A 15366-nucleotide genomic window follows, 5' to 3' on the forward strand; every position below is an offset into this window, starting at 1 on the left:
AGTCTGTTTCTCGGTGAATGCAGCTTTCCATGCCGCTCTTCCAGCTGATCGAACGCCATGTGCTCGCAGCCGAGCGCCTTCATGGCGACGACACCACCATTCGCATCCTGGCGAAGGGCAAGTGCGCGACCGGGCGCATATGGACCTATACGCGCGATGACCGTCCCTTCGCCGGGCCTGCGCCGCCGGCGGCGATCTATTACGCCTCGAGCGACCGGCGCGGCGAGCATCCTCAGAAGCATCTGGCCGGGTTCGCCGGCATCCTTCAGTGCGACTGTTACAGTGGCTTCGAGCCGCTGTTTGACCCGCAGCGGAAGGAGCAGCCGATCACGCCGGCGTTTTGCTACGCCCATGCGCGGCGAGGATTCTTCGAATTGGCCGACATCGCGAAAAAGGCCCGGGATGGCAAGAAGGGCAAACCGATCTCGCCGGTCGCCCTGGAGGCGGTCAGGCGCCTCGACGCGCTGTTCGAGATCGAGCGCGCCATCAACGGCCGCAGCGCTGACGATCGGTATGCCGTGCGGCAGGAGAAGAGCAAACCACTTCTCGACGACATGCACGCCTGGCTGCTTCGCGAGCGCGAAACCCTCTCGCGCTCTTCCGAGGTTCTGAAGCCAATCAACTACATGCTCAGGCGCTGGGTCGACTTCGCCCGCTTCATCAACGATGGCAGAATCTGCCTCAGCAACAACGCGGCCGAAAGAGCGCTGCGCGGCATTGCTCTGGGAAGGCGCAATTGGACCTTCGCCGGTTCCCAGCGCGGCGCCGACCGCGCCGCCGTCATGCTTACCCTCATCACCACGGCACGCCTCAACGACGTCGACCCGAAAGCCTGGCTCGCCGACGTCCTGGCCCGCATCGCCGATCTTCCTACCTCGCGTCTGCACGAATTACTGCCTTGGCAATGGAAGGGCCTGCACGAAGCCGACAAGCCCGCCGATCACCTTCACGCAACGCCATCATAGAGCCCGCCACGCGCACGCGCATGTGCCAATCATGCGGCCTTCGTCGTATGCGTACTGCGGTCCTTCCACGATACGAACTGCAGATTCCGACGACGGCAGCGATCTCGCGCAACTTGGTCTTGGTGCCTCCGCCTGCAGGAGAGGCTCGCAGGGCGTCTGTGGCGGATGATAGATCTTGGCCACCTTCGCGCCGTCGCGCTGCTTTGGAGCCAACTTGAACAAGAGCTGGAAGAAGTTCACAAACAGCCAGGATGGTCCGTAGAGGCGCATGATCGCCCTGGCCGCCGCCCGGCCTTCGAAGCGCCGATAACCCAAAGGCTTTCGCACGACGGTGCCATTTTTCTGCTCTATCCACGCCTGGTCGTTCTTGCGGTAAGGCGGCGAGCGGGTAAGTTAGATGTCGTGACCCACGGCAATACTCGATTAACTTGTTCTTGACGAATTCACCGCCGTTATCAACATGCAGAGACAAAGGGCAAGCCCAGGCGGATGCATTTCACACGGTCTCGACGCTTCGAAAAAATGTGAGGCGGTCGAGTGCTCATTCTGGCGTGCCCAGAGAGGGGGCTTGTTCGGACAAGCGCCGTTAATGTCAGAACAGGAATCAACGGCCGCTTTCTTTCGACCGCGAACTATCTTAATTCTAGATCACGCGCGGCGGTGTCCAGGCCACGCGAGAAGCGCGAGACGGGAGAGCAAGACCTGTTCCGCTTCAGGCTCGATCAGATCATCAATGAGCTGGCGCAGGCGACCGACTGGTCGGTACTGGAGAACGTTTCGGCGCGGTTTATTCGGACGGACCGGGTTATGCCGCCGTTGCCGACGCGGCTGATGGCGGGGCTGGCGATCCTCAAGCCCACCTTCGATCTGTCGGACAAGGAGCTGTGCGCGGCTGGCGCCAGCGCATGGGCGAGGAGCCGATCCACGGCTCTGCTGCACGAAAGCCTCAGCGTGGCGGTCAAGAGCGGAGCCATGAAGCCGGCCGACACGCGTCGGGTGATCGTGCACACGCGACAGTGCAGCCGAAGTTCCCGACCGATGACGTTGCCTGCGACAATTGCGCCTGTCGGGCGTCCGCGACACACTGCAGGCGCGCTTGCTGCGGGCGCAGGGCGCAAACCAATCTTTCCTTGAGACCTTCTCCTTGCTCTTGCAGGACGAACTGGATCGTCGTCAGTCGCGCCTTGTCGAGCGGCGATACCAGCGATCCGGGCTCGATGAAACGCTGCCGCTCGCCGAGTTCGACTGGGGTGGGTAATCTTGAGCTGATTGGCCTTGAGGACCAACCGCTTCCCGCTGATCCTGTCCTCCTTCGTAGGGCCCATCCCAAACGAGGCACTCCGGCCAATTGCGTGCGAGGATAGTCTCGCCTTCGGTGAAATCCGCGGACAGTCCCAGGGACAGGCTGTGAAGGCGCTCCGTCCTGAGCACCTCATGGGACTATCGGAAGGATGATGTGAGAGGGATAGGAGCTATCATGATGGACATGGTTCTCTGCAACCACCATCGCAGTTTCCGTAGCATTGTTCCCGCCGGTATTCAGGTTCCGGGCGTAGGTCGGGAAGTGACTGCTCGCCACCTGAACCCGGATCCGATGTCCCGGTCCAAACCAGTTACCGGTCGCCCCCACCTTTACCTCGATGCGATAAATGTTCCCTGGCGTCAGCAGGCTCGGGCGTGAGTAATCTTCACCGAAGCACGTGGCGGCAGTATACGCTTCACGATAGCGCGCCCGAGCAATGCCGGTTGCGAGGCTATAAACTCGGCCATCGGGATAGACATCGCTCAGCGTCACAACGAAATCAGTGTCCAGCGCCGAGGAGGACACGTACAGGCAAGCCCGCAGTGGACCGGTCACCTCGATCCCCGAGCGAAGCGGTTCGCTTGTGTAGACAAGGCGGTCAGGGCGCAAATCTGTCTCGCGTTCATCGAACCCGCTCCATTGGGTGCCAGGCGTGGGGTTGGCGGGATCGTAGTTAAAGTGGTCGGCAGGACCGTTCGCCCCCTCAACGGAAAGTCTACCGTCACCGTTGCTCGTGTTGGCCCGCCCCCCGCTACTGAAATAGTATGGCACAAGGCGGGTCCCCGGGAGTGGCCAGCTATCAGCCGACTTCCATCGATTTGCCCCCATCAGATAATATTGAATGGGCGGTATGTTTAGGTCGCCGGGCCGGTTGTTCAGCCAGTGATCGAACCAGTGCAGGTATATCGACCAGTAATCCTGTCGAACGTCGCCGAGGTCACGATCCCCTACGATGTGAGGGGTGCGCGCCTGTTCGCACTGACAATGAGTAGTGGGCGAGATGATCGCGAATTGGTTCCGTCGCGCCTGCTCCGACGCAGATTGAATCTTGAACGCGTTGAATAGCTCTAAAGTCTCGCCCGGTGAGTCATCATGCCAAGAGTTAACCCAAAGCGCGGGTACATCAGGGCGCGAGGTCTCATCGAAGAACGGCAACCGGCGCCAGTAAGGGTCCCCGGGCTCATGTGTCACCCAATCGCACCAATCGTTGGGCGCGCCGCCAGCCCGCTCGGCCATGTCGGCGAGCGGGAGGGTATCCAGAAAATCGCCGTAATCGATCGCATTCAGAATCTGGGGGCCCTGGTTGGCACTCTCCCGAAACCATTGGAAGGTCCAGCCGATCCGGGGCACGCCGTTTCTCATAGTGTCAAATGGATTGTTGCGTGCCGAGCCGGCCGGCGCTTGAGGGATGATGGCGGCCAGCGCCGGCGGTCGGCGCTGCGACATCATCACTTGGGTGATACCGAGAGCTGAACAACCGAAACCACCAACCTTGCCGTTCGACCAGGGCTGCGACGCGATCCACGCCACAGTGTCGTAGCCATCATCCACGTCGCTCTCCGCTATATGGAAAACACCTTCGGAGCGGTGGCGACCACGGATGTCCTGTGCCACCACGGCGAATCCCTGGCCGGCGAACATATAGGCTACGCCAGGTCTTGTGTTGAGCCCGCGTTGTCGATAAGGCGCCTTATCGTATTGCGTCCGGATCAAGATCGTCGGCAGCGGACCTCTCATACCGTTCGGACGGTAGATATCCGCGTACAGACCGATGCCATCACTCATCGGGATGCGTACATCCTCCGATACGTCAACCTCGTGAAGCGGCTGGGGGAACGGCATCAAAATGGAGCGATCGTTGTTCCAAAAAGAGCCCGGATCATTCTCCTGACCCCGCCCGCTCGGGGAGGTTTGGGGGGGCGCCACGGTGAGGGGATCGGATTTGCCATTCATCGCGCATTCCTTCTGCGAAGTATTTCTGGATGTCGAGTATGTCGACGCCGGCGTTCGAGACTCATTGAACTTGGGCAGTCTTTTCAATCTTGATTCAGAAAAGCCCGCCTTTTGTCCAATATCGATTCGAGAGCCTAGTCATCGTGATTCCAGAGGCTGGCGACCGCGAGGCAAAGTCTTGTTGCCCCTGTCGTCGAGTTTTCGCGAGGCAGGTTTAAATCAACGCACATGCGGATCGCCTGCCGCCCCGCGCCAACGGCGACTTTGAATTCGGCAAGCTTGGGCAGAAGCGATAGGATGATCGCGTAGCATTGAGGTGAGGCGGCAGAGGCAACCCACGACTTGGGCGATGGCGGCGTGCTCGCAGGTGCCGTCGTTCTGCTCCGATTTGTCGAAGTCCGGTATGCGGCTCAATACAGCGGTGGTGCATCAGCCAACCCAGCATTTAGGCTGACCGTACGCACTATTGTCGGTGAGCCACGCTGCCGGAGGGCGAACGCAACCTTTGCGCGCGCTGCGGTGCCGCGCGAGAGTGGCGTCGCTTGGCGTAACTTTGCAAGCAGACTGCTACCGGCGTGACTTCCTCTGTCTGTAAGCGGTGCACCAAGGCACCTTGCAATAGGCCGATAAACAGGTTTTGTTGCAACGGGTGAATAGAGGGCGCAGAGAGGCCTGATGTAAGGTCAATCAGGCGGCGAGGATTTCGAACTGCTCGGCCAGGGACGGATTCGGATTGAAGGCATACCTCGCCTGTCGCTTGCGCATCATGTGAATCATTTCGATGCCGTAAAGGATGGCGGAGGCGGTGGCCGTCGATTTGAAGCCGAGCATCGGCCGGACTCGGCGCTTTATGCGCCGATGGTCCTGCTCGATCCGATTGTTCAAATACTGGCTCCGGCGGATGCGGATCGGCTTCAGCCGGCGCCGGGCGCGATCCTGCAAGCGATTTGTGGTGTCGCAGGAAACGATCGCCTCGTGGTTGGTCTGGCTCCCGTCGATGACGACGCGATCCGGTCGGCCATGACGGTCCAGCGCCTTTCTGAAGAAGCGCTTGGCCGCCGGCAGGTCGCGCTGCTCGCTGAACCAAAACTCGACTGTGTCACCGGCATTGTCGATGGCGCGATAGAGATACATCCACTGGCCGCGTACCTTGATGTAGGTCTCGTCCACATGCCATTTGCCGGTCACGCCACGCTTGCGCTGGTTGAAGCGCTCGAGCAACAAGGGCGAGAAACGAACGGTCCAGCGGTGGATGGTCGTGTGATCGACCCTGATGCCGCGCTCAGCCATCATCTCCTCAAGATCACGCAGGCTCAAATTGTAGGCCAGGTACCAGCGCACGCAAAGCAGGATCACGGACTGGTCGAACTGACGGCCTTTAAACATTGCAACCCCTCCGAAAATGATCGAAGGCTCCTTGCCACAGCGCTGGTAATCAAAAGGTTGCAACAGATCCAACGATGCTCCTGGAAGGCCAGATCTAGCGTTTCCCAAATGCGGTCTCTAAGAGCACAGTGGTCAAAGGCCTTTGTATCTACCTGATGGGCGAGTTCTTCAAAAATACCGTTTTGCATGTGTAAGCAGTCCACTTGTTTGTGTTGTATAGGATCAACTGCGTCCCTTACACAGACAAACGCGCCTCTAGTCGCACGATTCCAATTCCGTTTTCGATGGCGATTACGGTTCCGAATGGCTCCGATAGCGTCTGGAGGCGCTTTAGGATCAACTTGGCCTTCAGCGGATCGGCAGGGCTTGGAATGCCGCGATTGGCGAACCTTTTGGCGTGGCCGAGATCGATCGGATGGAGTTGCAATTCAGCAAGCTGGTTATTCTCAAAACGACAAACGGTCACAACGCTCTCATAGAAGACGTGGTCTGAAAAATCTCTTGCCATCTCATCGACGGTTACATCGGCATCGGTTTCGATCCGCGGATCCTTACCGTAAGCAGCGAACATGTCTGCACCCACGGGTGTGCGCAGGTCGTCCATAATGAAGTTGCCCAAGCTGTAAAGGATCGGCCGGCCCTTGTAAATTTCGATGCCCCGCAATTGGTGTGGTCCATGCACGAGATATGCGTCGGCCCCGGCGTCAATCATCTGGTGGGCAAATGACTGTTCGTAGTCAGGTGGATCTTGGCTCCAGTTCTCTGGCTCGTGACCATGATTCGTGACGATGCAAAAGTCGGCAAACTGTTTGCCCCGGCGAACATTCCGCACGGTTCTCGTCAGATCATGGGGGTCGACCTCATAGCTGAAGGCGACTTTCTCGCCGAGTTTGTAAGTCTTCCCTGCGAGCGTGACCAGGCTTTCATTCACACAGGGAGTCTCAGGACCCGGCAGGGCACTGTGGATCTGCCTCAAATTCTCGAGCATCTGCTTGGGAACAAGAATGCTCTCAGTCACGCGAAGGGGATTGAGTCCTGGCCTTCCCGGTGCCTCGCCAGTTGGATCGGCCGCTCTAGATGAGGGCGTGAACGTTGAAGCGAACGACACCAAAGCTACGCGACCGCGCGAGGTCTCCAGAAAGCGAGCGGCACCGGCTTGTGCGAGATTCTCGCCGACACCCGCGTGGACGATGCCGTTACAATCAAGCACTCGGCTCGTCTCACGCATACCTTCAATGCCCCAGTCAAGCGCATGGTTGTTAGCGCGGCTCAGGATGTTGAATCCCATTGTCTTCAGATCAGGTCCGAGATTTGGGAGGCTGACGTGATACGCGCCGCCATACTCAGCCTGCGGACTTCCTTCGAACGCTCGGATATCGAAGATGTTTGTCTCCATGTTGCCAAATGTGACATCGGCGTTACGAAGAAGCTCAACTATGGCGCCAAAGCCGGGATGGTTGCCCTTCGTCAGCGCTCGCGATACGATGAGGTCGCCAACAGCGACCATCGTGAAGCCGTCTGCAACGTTTGTGTCGACCGAGCCGACCGTATCGTATCCGGCCGCGTGGGCTGGCTGAGGATTGCTATCGTGTGACTTCTTCATGGTTTCCTCTGGTTTGCTTAAAGCCATCTGTGCGACGTTTTCGATCTTTGCGGTGAGAGACATATGGACCATTTCACGAGCGCATTCGTCGGCCCAGCCGAATCCCGAACAAACTAGCCGGACTGCTCCATGAGCTTGAGTTGGTGCAAGCGCAGGCTAACCGCGTAGCATTCGCCCAAGAGCCAACAATTGCGGCGTGGTGATTATGTCGCCGGCCTCGGCGGACGCGAGAGGGTGCGACGCAAAGCGCGCGACCACCATTTCCGCTTCAGGGGCGATGTAGAGGCGCTGGCCGTGGATGCCACGGGCTTCAAAGGCGCCAAACTCATCGTGCGTCACCCACCATTGGCTGCGATACGAGTAGCCATGGTCGCCGTTGTGAACGTCCTGCACTGCAGACGCGGGAATGAGTTGTTTACCATTGCACGAGCCCTCGCACCGTATGAGCTCGCCAAAGCGAGCCATGTCGCGCAAGCTCGTGCACAAGCCAGCTCCGGCCACTGACATGCCGGCGCTATCGACGAGGACATAGGCGTCGTGTTCGCAACCCAGCGGTACCCACAGGCGCTCGTGTAGCAACTGAGCGAACGAAAGGCCTGTAACGCGCGACATTACCCAGGCAATTACTTCTGTGTTTACGGTCAGGTAATCGAATCTTTGGCCATGCGTGCCTTCCTTGCGTACGGTCTGCAGGTAATCGCATATCGTCGTCGGTCCGTCATAGCCGGCCAACCGCGGCCGAAAACTGCAGGCTCGCGAATACGCCCAAACGTCTGACTTTTCGTCCGCGTAGGTCTCGGTATGGGCAAGGCCGGTCTGCATGTCCATTACATGACGCAGTGTGGCATCCTCCCAAGCTGTTCCCCGCATTTCTGGCAGATAGTACGAGATTTCTTTCCGATCGTCGAGAACACCTTCGTGCACGAACGCTGCCGCGAGCGTACCCGCGTAAGTCTTCGTCACTGAGTGACACGCGTGCGGTAGATGCGGCTCGAGTGCGCCGAAGTAGCGCTCGTAAACGATGCGTCCACGGTGGAATACCACGATGCCATCGGCGTAAGTGTCAAATAGCGCCCCTTCGAAGCCGAGCGAGCGGCCGTTCTCGTCCGTGAACGCCAATGCCTCGATCTCACTCGACCTGTCAAAGCGCTCTAGGTTGGAAGGAGCGTCCGAACCGCGCCACACGTTCACTGTGGTCGTTAGCTCGCGCATGTGTGACAGCGACCATCGGATCTGTGGGAAGGCGCGGAAGCAGTCGCTCTCGAACGTAATGCGCTTATCGGCGGGTGGCGGCGCACCACGCATCCAGCCAAGGTCGCGCGGATCGGACGCGTGGCCATCGAGATATTGCTGTCCATAAAATTCGAGCATTCCCATTTAAAGACATCCTTTCATTGAGAGATTGCCGCGTTGAACCTTCGGCAGCGGAACATATCTACATCTTGTTCGAAATTTGCACGCTGACTAACCACACTAAAGCTCCTCTGAGCAGGTTATCCCGCATCAGCGCCGCCAAGTTGCATCAGCACAACAACTCAGCGGTCGGAAAATGTTGCGATCTCCTGCTAGGAGCCCGATCCTCCGCGCGACGGGTCATGTTCCTTGCGCATTAGGCGGCTTGGCCCATATGTCGACGAAGGGAAATAGGTCGCCAACGGGCCTACCATGCTGGCTGGATCTGTTGCAACCTTTTGATTACCAGCGCTGTGGCAAGGAGCCTTCGATCATTTTCGGAGGGGTTGCAATGTTTAAAGGCCGTCAGTTCGACCAGTCCGTGATCCTGCTTTGCGTGCGCTGGTACCTGGCCTACAATTTGAGCCTGCGTGATCTTGAGGAGATGATGGCTGAGCGCGGCATCAGGGTCGATCACACGACCATCCACCGCTGGACCGTTCGTTTCTCGCCCTTGTTGCTCGAGCGCTTCAACCAGCGCAAGCGTGGCGTGACCGGCAAATGGCATGTGGACGAGACCTACATCAAGGTACGCGGCCAGTGGATGTATCTCTATCGCGCCATCGACAATGCCGGTGACACAGTCGAGTTTTGGTTCAGCGAGCAGCGCGACCTGCCGGCGGCCAAGCGCTTCTTCAGAAAGGCGCTGGACCGTCATGGCCGACCGGATCGCGTCGTCATCGACGGGAGCCAGACCAACCACGAGGCGATCGTTTCCTGCGACACCACAAATCGCTTGCAGGATCGCGCCCGGCGCCGGCTGAAGCCGATCCGCATCCGCCGGAGCCAGTATTTGAACAATCGGATCGAGCAGGACCATCGGCGCATAAAGCGCCGAGTCCGGCCGATGCTCGGCTTCAAATCGACGGCCACCGCCTCCGCCATCCTTTACGGCATCGAAATGATTCACATGATGCGCAAGCGACAGGCGAGGTATGCCTTCAATCCGAATCCGTCCCTGGCCGAGCAGTTCGAAATCCTCGCCGCCTGATTGACCTTACATCAGGCCTCTCTGCGCCCTCTATTCACCCGTTGCAACAAAACCGCATCGTTCGGTTGCTCAGCAGTGCGCCTTTTTGGAGCGAGAAGGCTTTCGCATAACGACCAATGCCGGCGGTGTTCCGACAGCCTTTGGGTGAGGGAGCGTTATGTGCGGGCGGCCATGCCGAAAAGGCGCGCATTTTCGATGAATTTAATGCCGTGAGCGGGTTTACCGTAAGCACGCAATGCGGCTGTTGTGAATCCTGCGCTACATCCGCCAACCTCTCAGATGGATCGTTGTGCATAAGACGGGCTAGCGCCCAGGATAATTCACGGATCGAAAGGGCCAACCGCCGAGGTGCATCACTCGAATTTACCAATCCACTTCAGGATGGCCACTCGAAACAAAGTCAATCGGCAGGCGATTTTTTTGTACCTACCGCAAGTCTGAGTACGTGCTAGTTGTCGCTACCTTTGATCGTCAACAGGGCCGCGGAATTTCAAAATGGATCCCGAATTCAGCGGGCGGAGGTCATTGCTGTGCCTCCCTTCCGCCAGCGAGTCTGTGTTGACCACTTATAGGAAGGAAGAATTGAATGGCTCTTCAAGAAGTCGCCAGTGGCTCAGCGCCATCTAATTCTGCCTCAGAAAGGCGAATAGGCATGTTGCTGACGTCCGATAGCGGTTCTGATAGAGAAATTTGGCAATGGTGCCCAGAGAACGTAGTGCCGTTCATAACTCGGCTGCAAGTAGCCTTTAGCGGCAACGAGGTTCCGCTGACCATTGACGAGATGACTGCGGGCCATGAGGTGGTGCAATCCGCAACGCGGTCGTTTTTGAGTACAAAAAATCTGCCGAGTGTCGACCCGGAAATAGTAGTCTTCAATTGTACATCTGCAAGCTTTTGTGGTGGGCTCGAGGGCGAGGCAGCTATACGACGGTCTATACTGTGTGCTGGCGCTCCTCGTGCACTCACAACGAGTGGTGCCGTGATAGGGGCACTCACAGCTTTAGGGGCGGGCAGGATTGCGGTTGGCACACCCTACAGCGCGGAGCTGAACCCCCTACTGCAGAAATTCCTAACCGACGCCGGATTTGAAGTGGCATCAATTCCCAACACGCCGGTTAGACACTTGGTTGGAACTTCAGATGAACAGATACGAGCCATTGCTGATGCCGCCTTCGATAGGCATGCCTCAGCGATGTTCATAAGCTGTGCTGCACTTCGCGCCCGCCGCCTCCTCCCGGAGTTGAGTGCTCAGTATGGGATACCCGTAATAAGTTCGCTGCAGGCTACAATGTGGGCAGCGCTCGCGCAACTTGGTGAACGTGCTGTCGGATCGGACCACATCTTGAATTCGCTTCCTTGGCCGGAGCGACTTCCGTTGTCCGATGCGAGACAGTAGGCGGAAATGCATAAAGTCGCTGAACGTTTCATTTGAGCCTGTCAGGACGACATCCTTTAACGCTGTCGGAACGGTTGATCATTTCGAGAGGCAGGCCCGGGAGCGAGCGTTTCGAGATTCTCGCCGGCAAGATCAAAAGGCATCGAGAACTATGGCTGAGGGCATGTGGGACTTCTGGATCGATCGCGGCGGGACCTTCACTGACGTGATCGCGCGTGATCCGGCTCGCAAGCTGCACGCGAGGAAGCTACTTTCCGAAAATCCTGGTGCCTACCGAGATGCGGCAGTGCAGGGCATCCGGGACCATCTCGGTCTGAAGATAGGCGAGCCGATCCCGCCCGGCACGGTCGGCGAGGTTCGTATGGGCACCACCGTAGCTACCAACGCCCTGCTCGAGCGGAAGGGCGACAGCACGTTACTCGTCGTCACAAAAGGTTTCCGCGATGCTCTGCGCATTGGCTACCAGGCGCGACCGAACATCTTTGCCAAGGAAATCGTTAAGCCGGCCGAGCTTTACACTGCGGTCGTCGAAATCGAAGAGCGTATTCTCGCCGACGGCAATATCGAGACCGCGCCCGACGAGGCGACGATCCGAGCCGCGCTTCAGGCGCAATACGACAAAGGCTTCCGTGCCGTTGCCATCACGTTCATGCATGCGTACCGTTACCCTGCCCATGAACGGCTCGTGGCGAGAATCGCCCGCGAGATGGGCTTCCCCCAGGTTTCGGTCAGCCACGAGGTGTCGTCCCTGATCAAGCTGATCGGCCGTGGCGATACCGCAGTTGTTGACGCCTACCTTTTGTCGAAGACGGTCGAAACCCGCTGATAAACGACGACAAGATCTGAAGCGCTGGAAGAGCAAAGGCGGCCGCCCGCGCGCTCTTCAACTAGCGCTGTAGCGGGCGGCCGCCTTTGCGGCGCGGTGCTGATCATGGGAGGTTGAAGGGATAGACGCGGGGCACGTCTCCAGCCGCCCTGAGGCGGCTTTCGACGTACCCCGCCATGCGCGTGCCTTGTGGTAGATCTGCGGGTAATCAGCGCCGCAGAAACAATCCGGCGTAACACCGATCTCAACTGGCAAGTCCGGGCTCGGTGTCACGCTCCACTGACGGTGCGCGACTGCATTATCGCATTGTCAGCGCATTCCGTCGACCTTTTCCCCGAACTCCCAGCGGCGCTCCGAAAGGATCGTCGCGGATGCTCACGGGCCGCTTCTTTCTGTGCGGCCGCTGCCGTTCGCAGGTAGCGATCTGCCGCAGCTGCGACCGGGGACAGCGCTACTGCGGCCAGGACTGCGCCCGTGCTGCCCGCCGCGAGAGTGTGCGCGAGGCGGGGCGACGTTATCAGCGCAGCCGCCGGGGACGCCTGGCTCATGCGGTCCGGGCCCGACGATATCGGGCTCGGCACAATAAAGTGACGCATCATTCTCCACCTGCATCTCCTGCCGGTTCACTACTGGTCAGTCCCTCGAACGATGTCGTCGCTGCTTTTGCTGACGTCGCCGGGCGGGCGACGACATCGGTCATGCCCACGCCGTGCTGTCGGCGCTGCGACTGTCGACTGTCGCCTGTCAACGGGCGCCGAAGTTTCCCCGATTGTGGGCGTGTAAAATTCCCTATTTTGGCGGCGAGTGTTGGTCGGTGATCAGCCGAGCGATTGATCGTCGCGTCCTTTCGTTGGAGGGCGGCCGCGTCGTTTCGGCATAGGTGGTGGATTGAGTGCGTTGGCGCGAAGGTTCTCCGGAACCAGGGCGGCATGCTCGCGCATGCGGTAGCTTGAGCCCTCGATTTGCACGACGACGGCATGATGCAGGAGCCGGTCCAGCAGCGCGGTGGCGACGACGGGATCTCCGAAGACCTCGCCCCATTCGGCAAAGCCCCGGTTCGAGGTGAGGATCATCGCTCCTCTTTCGTACCGCGCATTGACCAGTTGGAAGAACAGGTTTCCGCCGCCGGGTGTGACCGGCAGGTAGCCTATCTCGTCGACGACGAGCAGCGACGCCCGGCAGAGGAACCGGATGCGCTCTCGCAGAGAGCCTTCGCGTTCGGCCTTGGCAAGCTGGGCGACGAGATCGGCGAGCGGGATGAAGTAGACGAGCTTGCCGGCGCGCACGGCTTCGACTGCCAGCGCTGTTGCAAGGTGACTCTTTCCGGTCCCCGGCGGCCCGAGCAGATGGACGACCTCGGCGCGGTTGATGAAGTCGAGGCCGGCCAATGCCATGATGCGGTTGCGGTCGAGCGATGGCTGGAACGAGAAGTCGAAGCCGGCGAGTGTCTTGACCACCGGCAGCCGCGCCATGCGCAGCGCTGCCTTTATCCGGCGGTTCTCGCGGAGCGACAGTTCCTCGACGAGCAACTCGTCGAGCGCCTCGATGCCGTCAATCTGCCCCTGTTCGATGCGGCGCAAAGTGGTGTCGAGCATCTCGAGCGCACGCGGCATCTTCAGCCCGACCAGGCTGTGGCGGATATTGTCGACCCGCGACGATGCGGTGGTGAGCGTCATGGCCGGTCTCCGCCCGCCAGTTGCGCTCCGATTGCCTGATAGATGGCGAGCGAGCGCAGCGGGACATGGTCGCCGATGCGGCCGACCGAGATCCCGGCGGCGACACCGGTCCTGCGTTTCGTGACGCCGCCGGTACGGTGGCTGCGGTCGATGCGGTATTGCTTGCGGCCTTCAAGGACGGGATGCTGGGCGACGACAGTGCCGAGATCGAGGATACGGATCAGATCAGGCAGTTGCTGCACCTCGACGATACGACGGGTGCGGTCGGGCACGCTGTAATAGTTGCCGCCGACCGCGACGAAGCCGTCGTGGCTCACGCGGCGTTCGAGCTTCAGCACCGCGTCGAAGCGATGCTCCGGCAACGTCTGCAACTCTGGCTGCTCGGCATCGAATGCCTCGGCTACGACGCGCTGGGTCGTACCGTGGACCCGGACGTTGGCGACGGTGTCGAGCCAGTCGATCAGCTGGCCGTTCAGATCGTCGAGATTGCGAAAGCCGCGGCCGAGGAAGAAGTCCTGCCGGATATAGCTGAAGGGTCGCTCGACCTTGCCCTTGGTTTTGGCCCGATACGGACGACAGGCCCGCGGCTGGAAGCGATAATGCGCGGCCAGCGCGAGCAGCGAGCGATTGTAGATGATGTGGCCCTGATCGTCCTCGCCGGTCACTGCCGTCTTCATGCGGTCATAAAGGATTTCGATCGGCACACCGCCAAGCGCGGCGAAAGCCTGCATGTGACAGCGCAGCAGCGTCTGCAGATCCTGATGCATGACGTAGCGTGCGAAGATGAAGCCGAATGGCCAAGCACGAGGCTGAACAGCCAGACGATCCGACTGGCGCCGGGATCGTCGGTGAAGTCGACGACGAAGCGTGCGAAGTCGACCTGCGCCTGGACGCCCGCCGGCGTTTCGAAGCGCACCTCGTACGGCCTGGGTCCATTCTCGGGGCGGATCGCAGCGAGGTAGCGCTTCACCGCGGTGTAGGCGCCGACATAGCCGAGCTCACGTATTTCGCGGGTCAGGCGTGCGGCACTGAGATCGGGAAAGGCAATCACGCGCTCCCGCAGGAAGTCCATATAAGACGCCAGTTTGCTTGGCCGGCCCACCGAACGCGGCCCATAGACCGGCGCCTCGACGCCGCGCTCGATATACTTGCGCACGGTCTTCGGGTCGCGCCCCGTCCGCCGGGCAATGGCGGTGATCGAAATGCCCTGTCGATGCAGTTCAAGGATCATCATCAGCTCTCCAAGTCGAATCATCGCCGCCTCCTCGCTCAGAGGACATGACGCCGATGGCGGCTCGGTTCATTCCGGCAGGACTAGCCCTGCCGGAATGAACCGAAAGGAATGCCAATCAGGGAATTTTCAAAGCCCACTTTCAGGGAGAATTGCAGGACCGATGACAAGACCATGCGATTTTGCAACTCCTTGCAACATATGGGCTACGGTCTGGAGAGATCCGCCATCTACGGATCGAGGACATCGACTGGCGGACGGAAGCCATCCATGTTCGTCACCACAAGACGCGAGCCAGCACATCCTTGCCCCTGATGGAGCCGGTCGGCGAAGCGGTGCTCTCCTATCTGCGTTCCGGACGGCCCCTGACGGACGCCAGAGAGATCTTCATCCGCACGCGCGCGCCCTATCGCAAGCTCGACAAGCTTTACAGCGTTGTTCGCCGGCGGCTCCGTGACGCTGGCGTCCAACCGCCTGGTAAGTGTGGACCCCATATCTTCCGTCATGCGCGCGCGGTTGAGATGCTGCGGGTCGCGGTGCCTCAAAAGATCATCGGCGACGTGCTGGGGCACCGCTCGACAGGA

General features: G+C 59.6%; 8 protein-coding genes and 4 pseudogenes. 6 read left to right on the top strand and 6 right to left on the bottom strand.

The window, feature by feature from the left end:
* Positions 1–29 precede the first annotated feature (29 nt).
* Both tnpC and ACFSQT_RS36745 read left to right on the top strand, forming a co-directional pair.
* Positions 30–965 (top strand): annotated as a pseudogene (gene tnpC, locus ACFSQT_RS36740) (IS66 family transposase); the annotation flags it as partial.
* 660 nt (positions 966–1625) lie between these two features.
* A pseudogene (locus ACFSQT_RS36745) lies at positions 1626–2005 on the top strand (transposase); the annotation flags it as partial.
* Between the two features lie 392 nt (positions 2006–2397).
* On the opposite strand, the gene ACFSQT_RS36750 reads toward ACFSQT_RS36745, so the two are convergent.
* The 4 genes from ACFSQT_RS36750 to ACFSQT_RS36765 form a co-directional block, all read right to left on the bottom strand.
* Complete coding sequence (locus ACFSQT_RS36750) at positions 2398–4221, bottom strand: CocE/NonD family hydrolase (RefSeq protein WP_379026923.1); 1824 nt, start codon at positions 4219–4221, stop codon at positions 2398–2400.
* A gap of 687 nt (positions 4222–4908) precedes the next feature.
* The gene (locus tag ACFSQT_RS36755) at positions 4909–5607 is read right to left on the bottom strand and encodes an IS6 family transposase (protein WP_379026924.1); all 699 of its coding nucleotides are present in this window, start codon (positions 5605–5607) and stop codon (positions 4909–4911) included.
* 235 nt (positions 5608–5842) lie between these two features.
* Complete coding sequence (locus tag ACFSQT_RS36760; protein WP_379026927.1) at positions 5843–7210, bottom strand: CapA family protein; 1368 nt, start codon at positions 7208–7210, stop codon at positions 5843–5845.
* A gap of 156 nt (positions 7211–7366) precedes the next feature.
* Complete coding sequence (locus ACFSQT_RS36765) at positions 7367–8587, bottom strand: serine hydrolase domain-containing protein (protein WP_379026925.1); 1221 nt, start codon at positions 8585–8587, stop codon at positions 7367–7369.
* Positions 8588–8954: 367 nt separating this feature from the next.
* Here ACFSQT_RS36765 and ACFSQT_RS36770 point away from each other — a divergent pair, with 367 nt between their 5' ends.
* The 3 genes and pseudogenes from ACFSQT_RS36770 to ACFSQT_RS36780 form a co-directional block, all read left to right on the top strand.
* Positions 8955–9653: an IS6 family transposase gene (locus ACFSQT_RS36770; RefSeq protein WP_379026924.1), complete on the top strand. Its 699-nt coding sequence runs from the start codon at positions 8955–8957 to the stop codon at positions 9651–9653.
* Between the two features lie 781 nt (positions 9654–10434).
* Positions 10435–11049 carry a maleate cis-trans isomerase family protein gene (locus ACFSQT_RS36775; protein WP_379026928.1) on the top strand — a complete coding sequence of 205 codons (615 nt, stop codon included), beginning with the start codon at positions 10435–10437 and terminating at the stop codon, positions 11047–11049.
* Between the two features lie 151 nt (positions 11050–11200).
* Positions 11201–11848, top strand: a pseudogene (locus ACFSQT_RS36780) (hydantoinase/oxoprolinase N-terminal domain-containing protein); the annotation flags it as partial.
* 845 nt (positions 11849–12693) lie between these two features.
* Here the strand turns inward: ACFSQT_RS36780 and istB are convergent.
* Positions 12694–13551 (bottom strand): IS21-like element helper ATPase IstB, encoded by an 858-nt coding sequence (gene istB / locus ACFSQT_RS36785; protein WP_379026926.1) that lies wholly within the window; start codon positions 13549–13551, stop codon positions 12694–12696.
* A pseudogene (gene istA, locus ACFSQT_RS36790) lies at positions 13548–14806 on the bottom strand (IS21 family transposase). Before istA ends, istB begins: the two are co-directional and overlap by 4 nt.
* A 158-nt stretch (positions 14807–14964) precedes the next feature.
* Between istA and ACFSQT_RS36795 the strand changes: the two are divergent.
* The coding region (locus ACFSQT_RS36795; RefSeq protein WP_465264375.1) for a tyrosine-type recombinase/integrase at positions 14965–15366 on the top strand (402 nt) is incomplete at its 3' end.

The sequence above is a fragment of the Mesorhizobium calcicola genome, from assembly GCF_042682105.1.
GTDB classification, from domain to species: domain Bacteria; phylum Pseudomonadota; class Alphaproteobacteria; order Rhizobiales; family Rhizobiaceae; genus Mesorhizobium; species Mesorhizobium calcicola.

Bases quoted from the DNA above. Each gene is read 5' to 3' on its own strand.
- ACFSQT_RS36765 (WP_379026925.1), bottom strand. From the start codon at position 8,587: ATGGGAATGCTCGAATTTTATGGACAGCAATATCTCGATGGCCACGCG.
- ACFSQT_RS36750 (WP_379026923.1), bottom strand. From the start codon at position 4,221: ATGAATGGCAAATCCGATCCCCTCACCGTGGCGCCCCCCCAAACCTCC.
- ACFSQT_RS36775 (WP_379026928.1), top strand. From the start codon at position 10,435: ATGACTGCGGGCCATGAGGTGGTGCAATCCGCAACGCGGTCGTTTTTG.
- ACFSQT_RS36760 (WP_379026927.1), bottom strand. From the start codon at position 7,210: ATGAAGAAGTCACACGATAGCAATCCTCAGCCAGCCCACGCGGCCGGA.
- ACFSQT_RS36770 (WP_379026924.1), top strand. From the start codon at position 8,955: ATGTTTAAAGGCCGTCAGTTCGACCAGTCCGTGATCCTGCTTTGCGTG.
- ACFSQT_RS36755 (WP_379026924.1), bottom strand. From the start codon at position 5,607: ATGTTTAAAGGCCGTCAGTTCGACCAGTCCGTGATCCTGCTTTGCGTG.
- istB (WP_379026926.1), bottom strand. From the start codon at position 13,551: ATGACGCTCACCACCGCATCGTCGCGGGTCGACAATATCCGCCACAGC.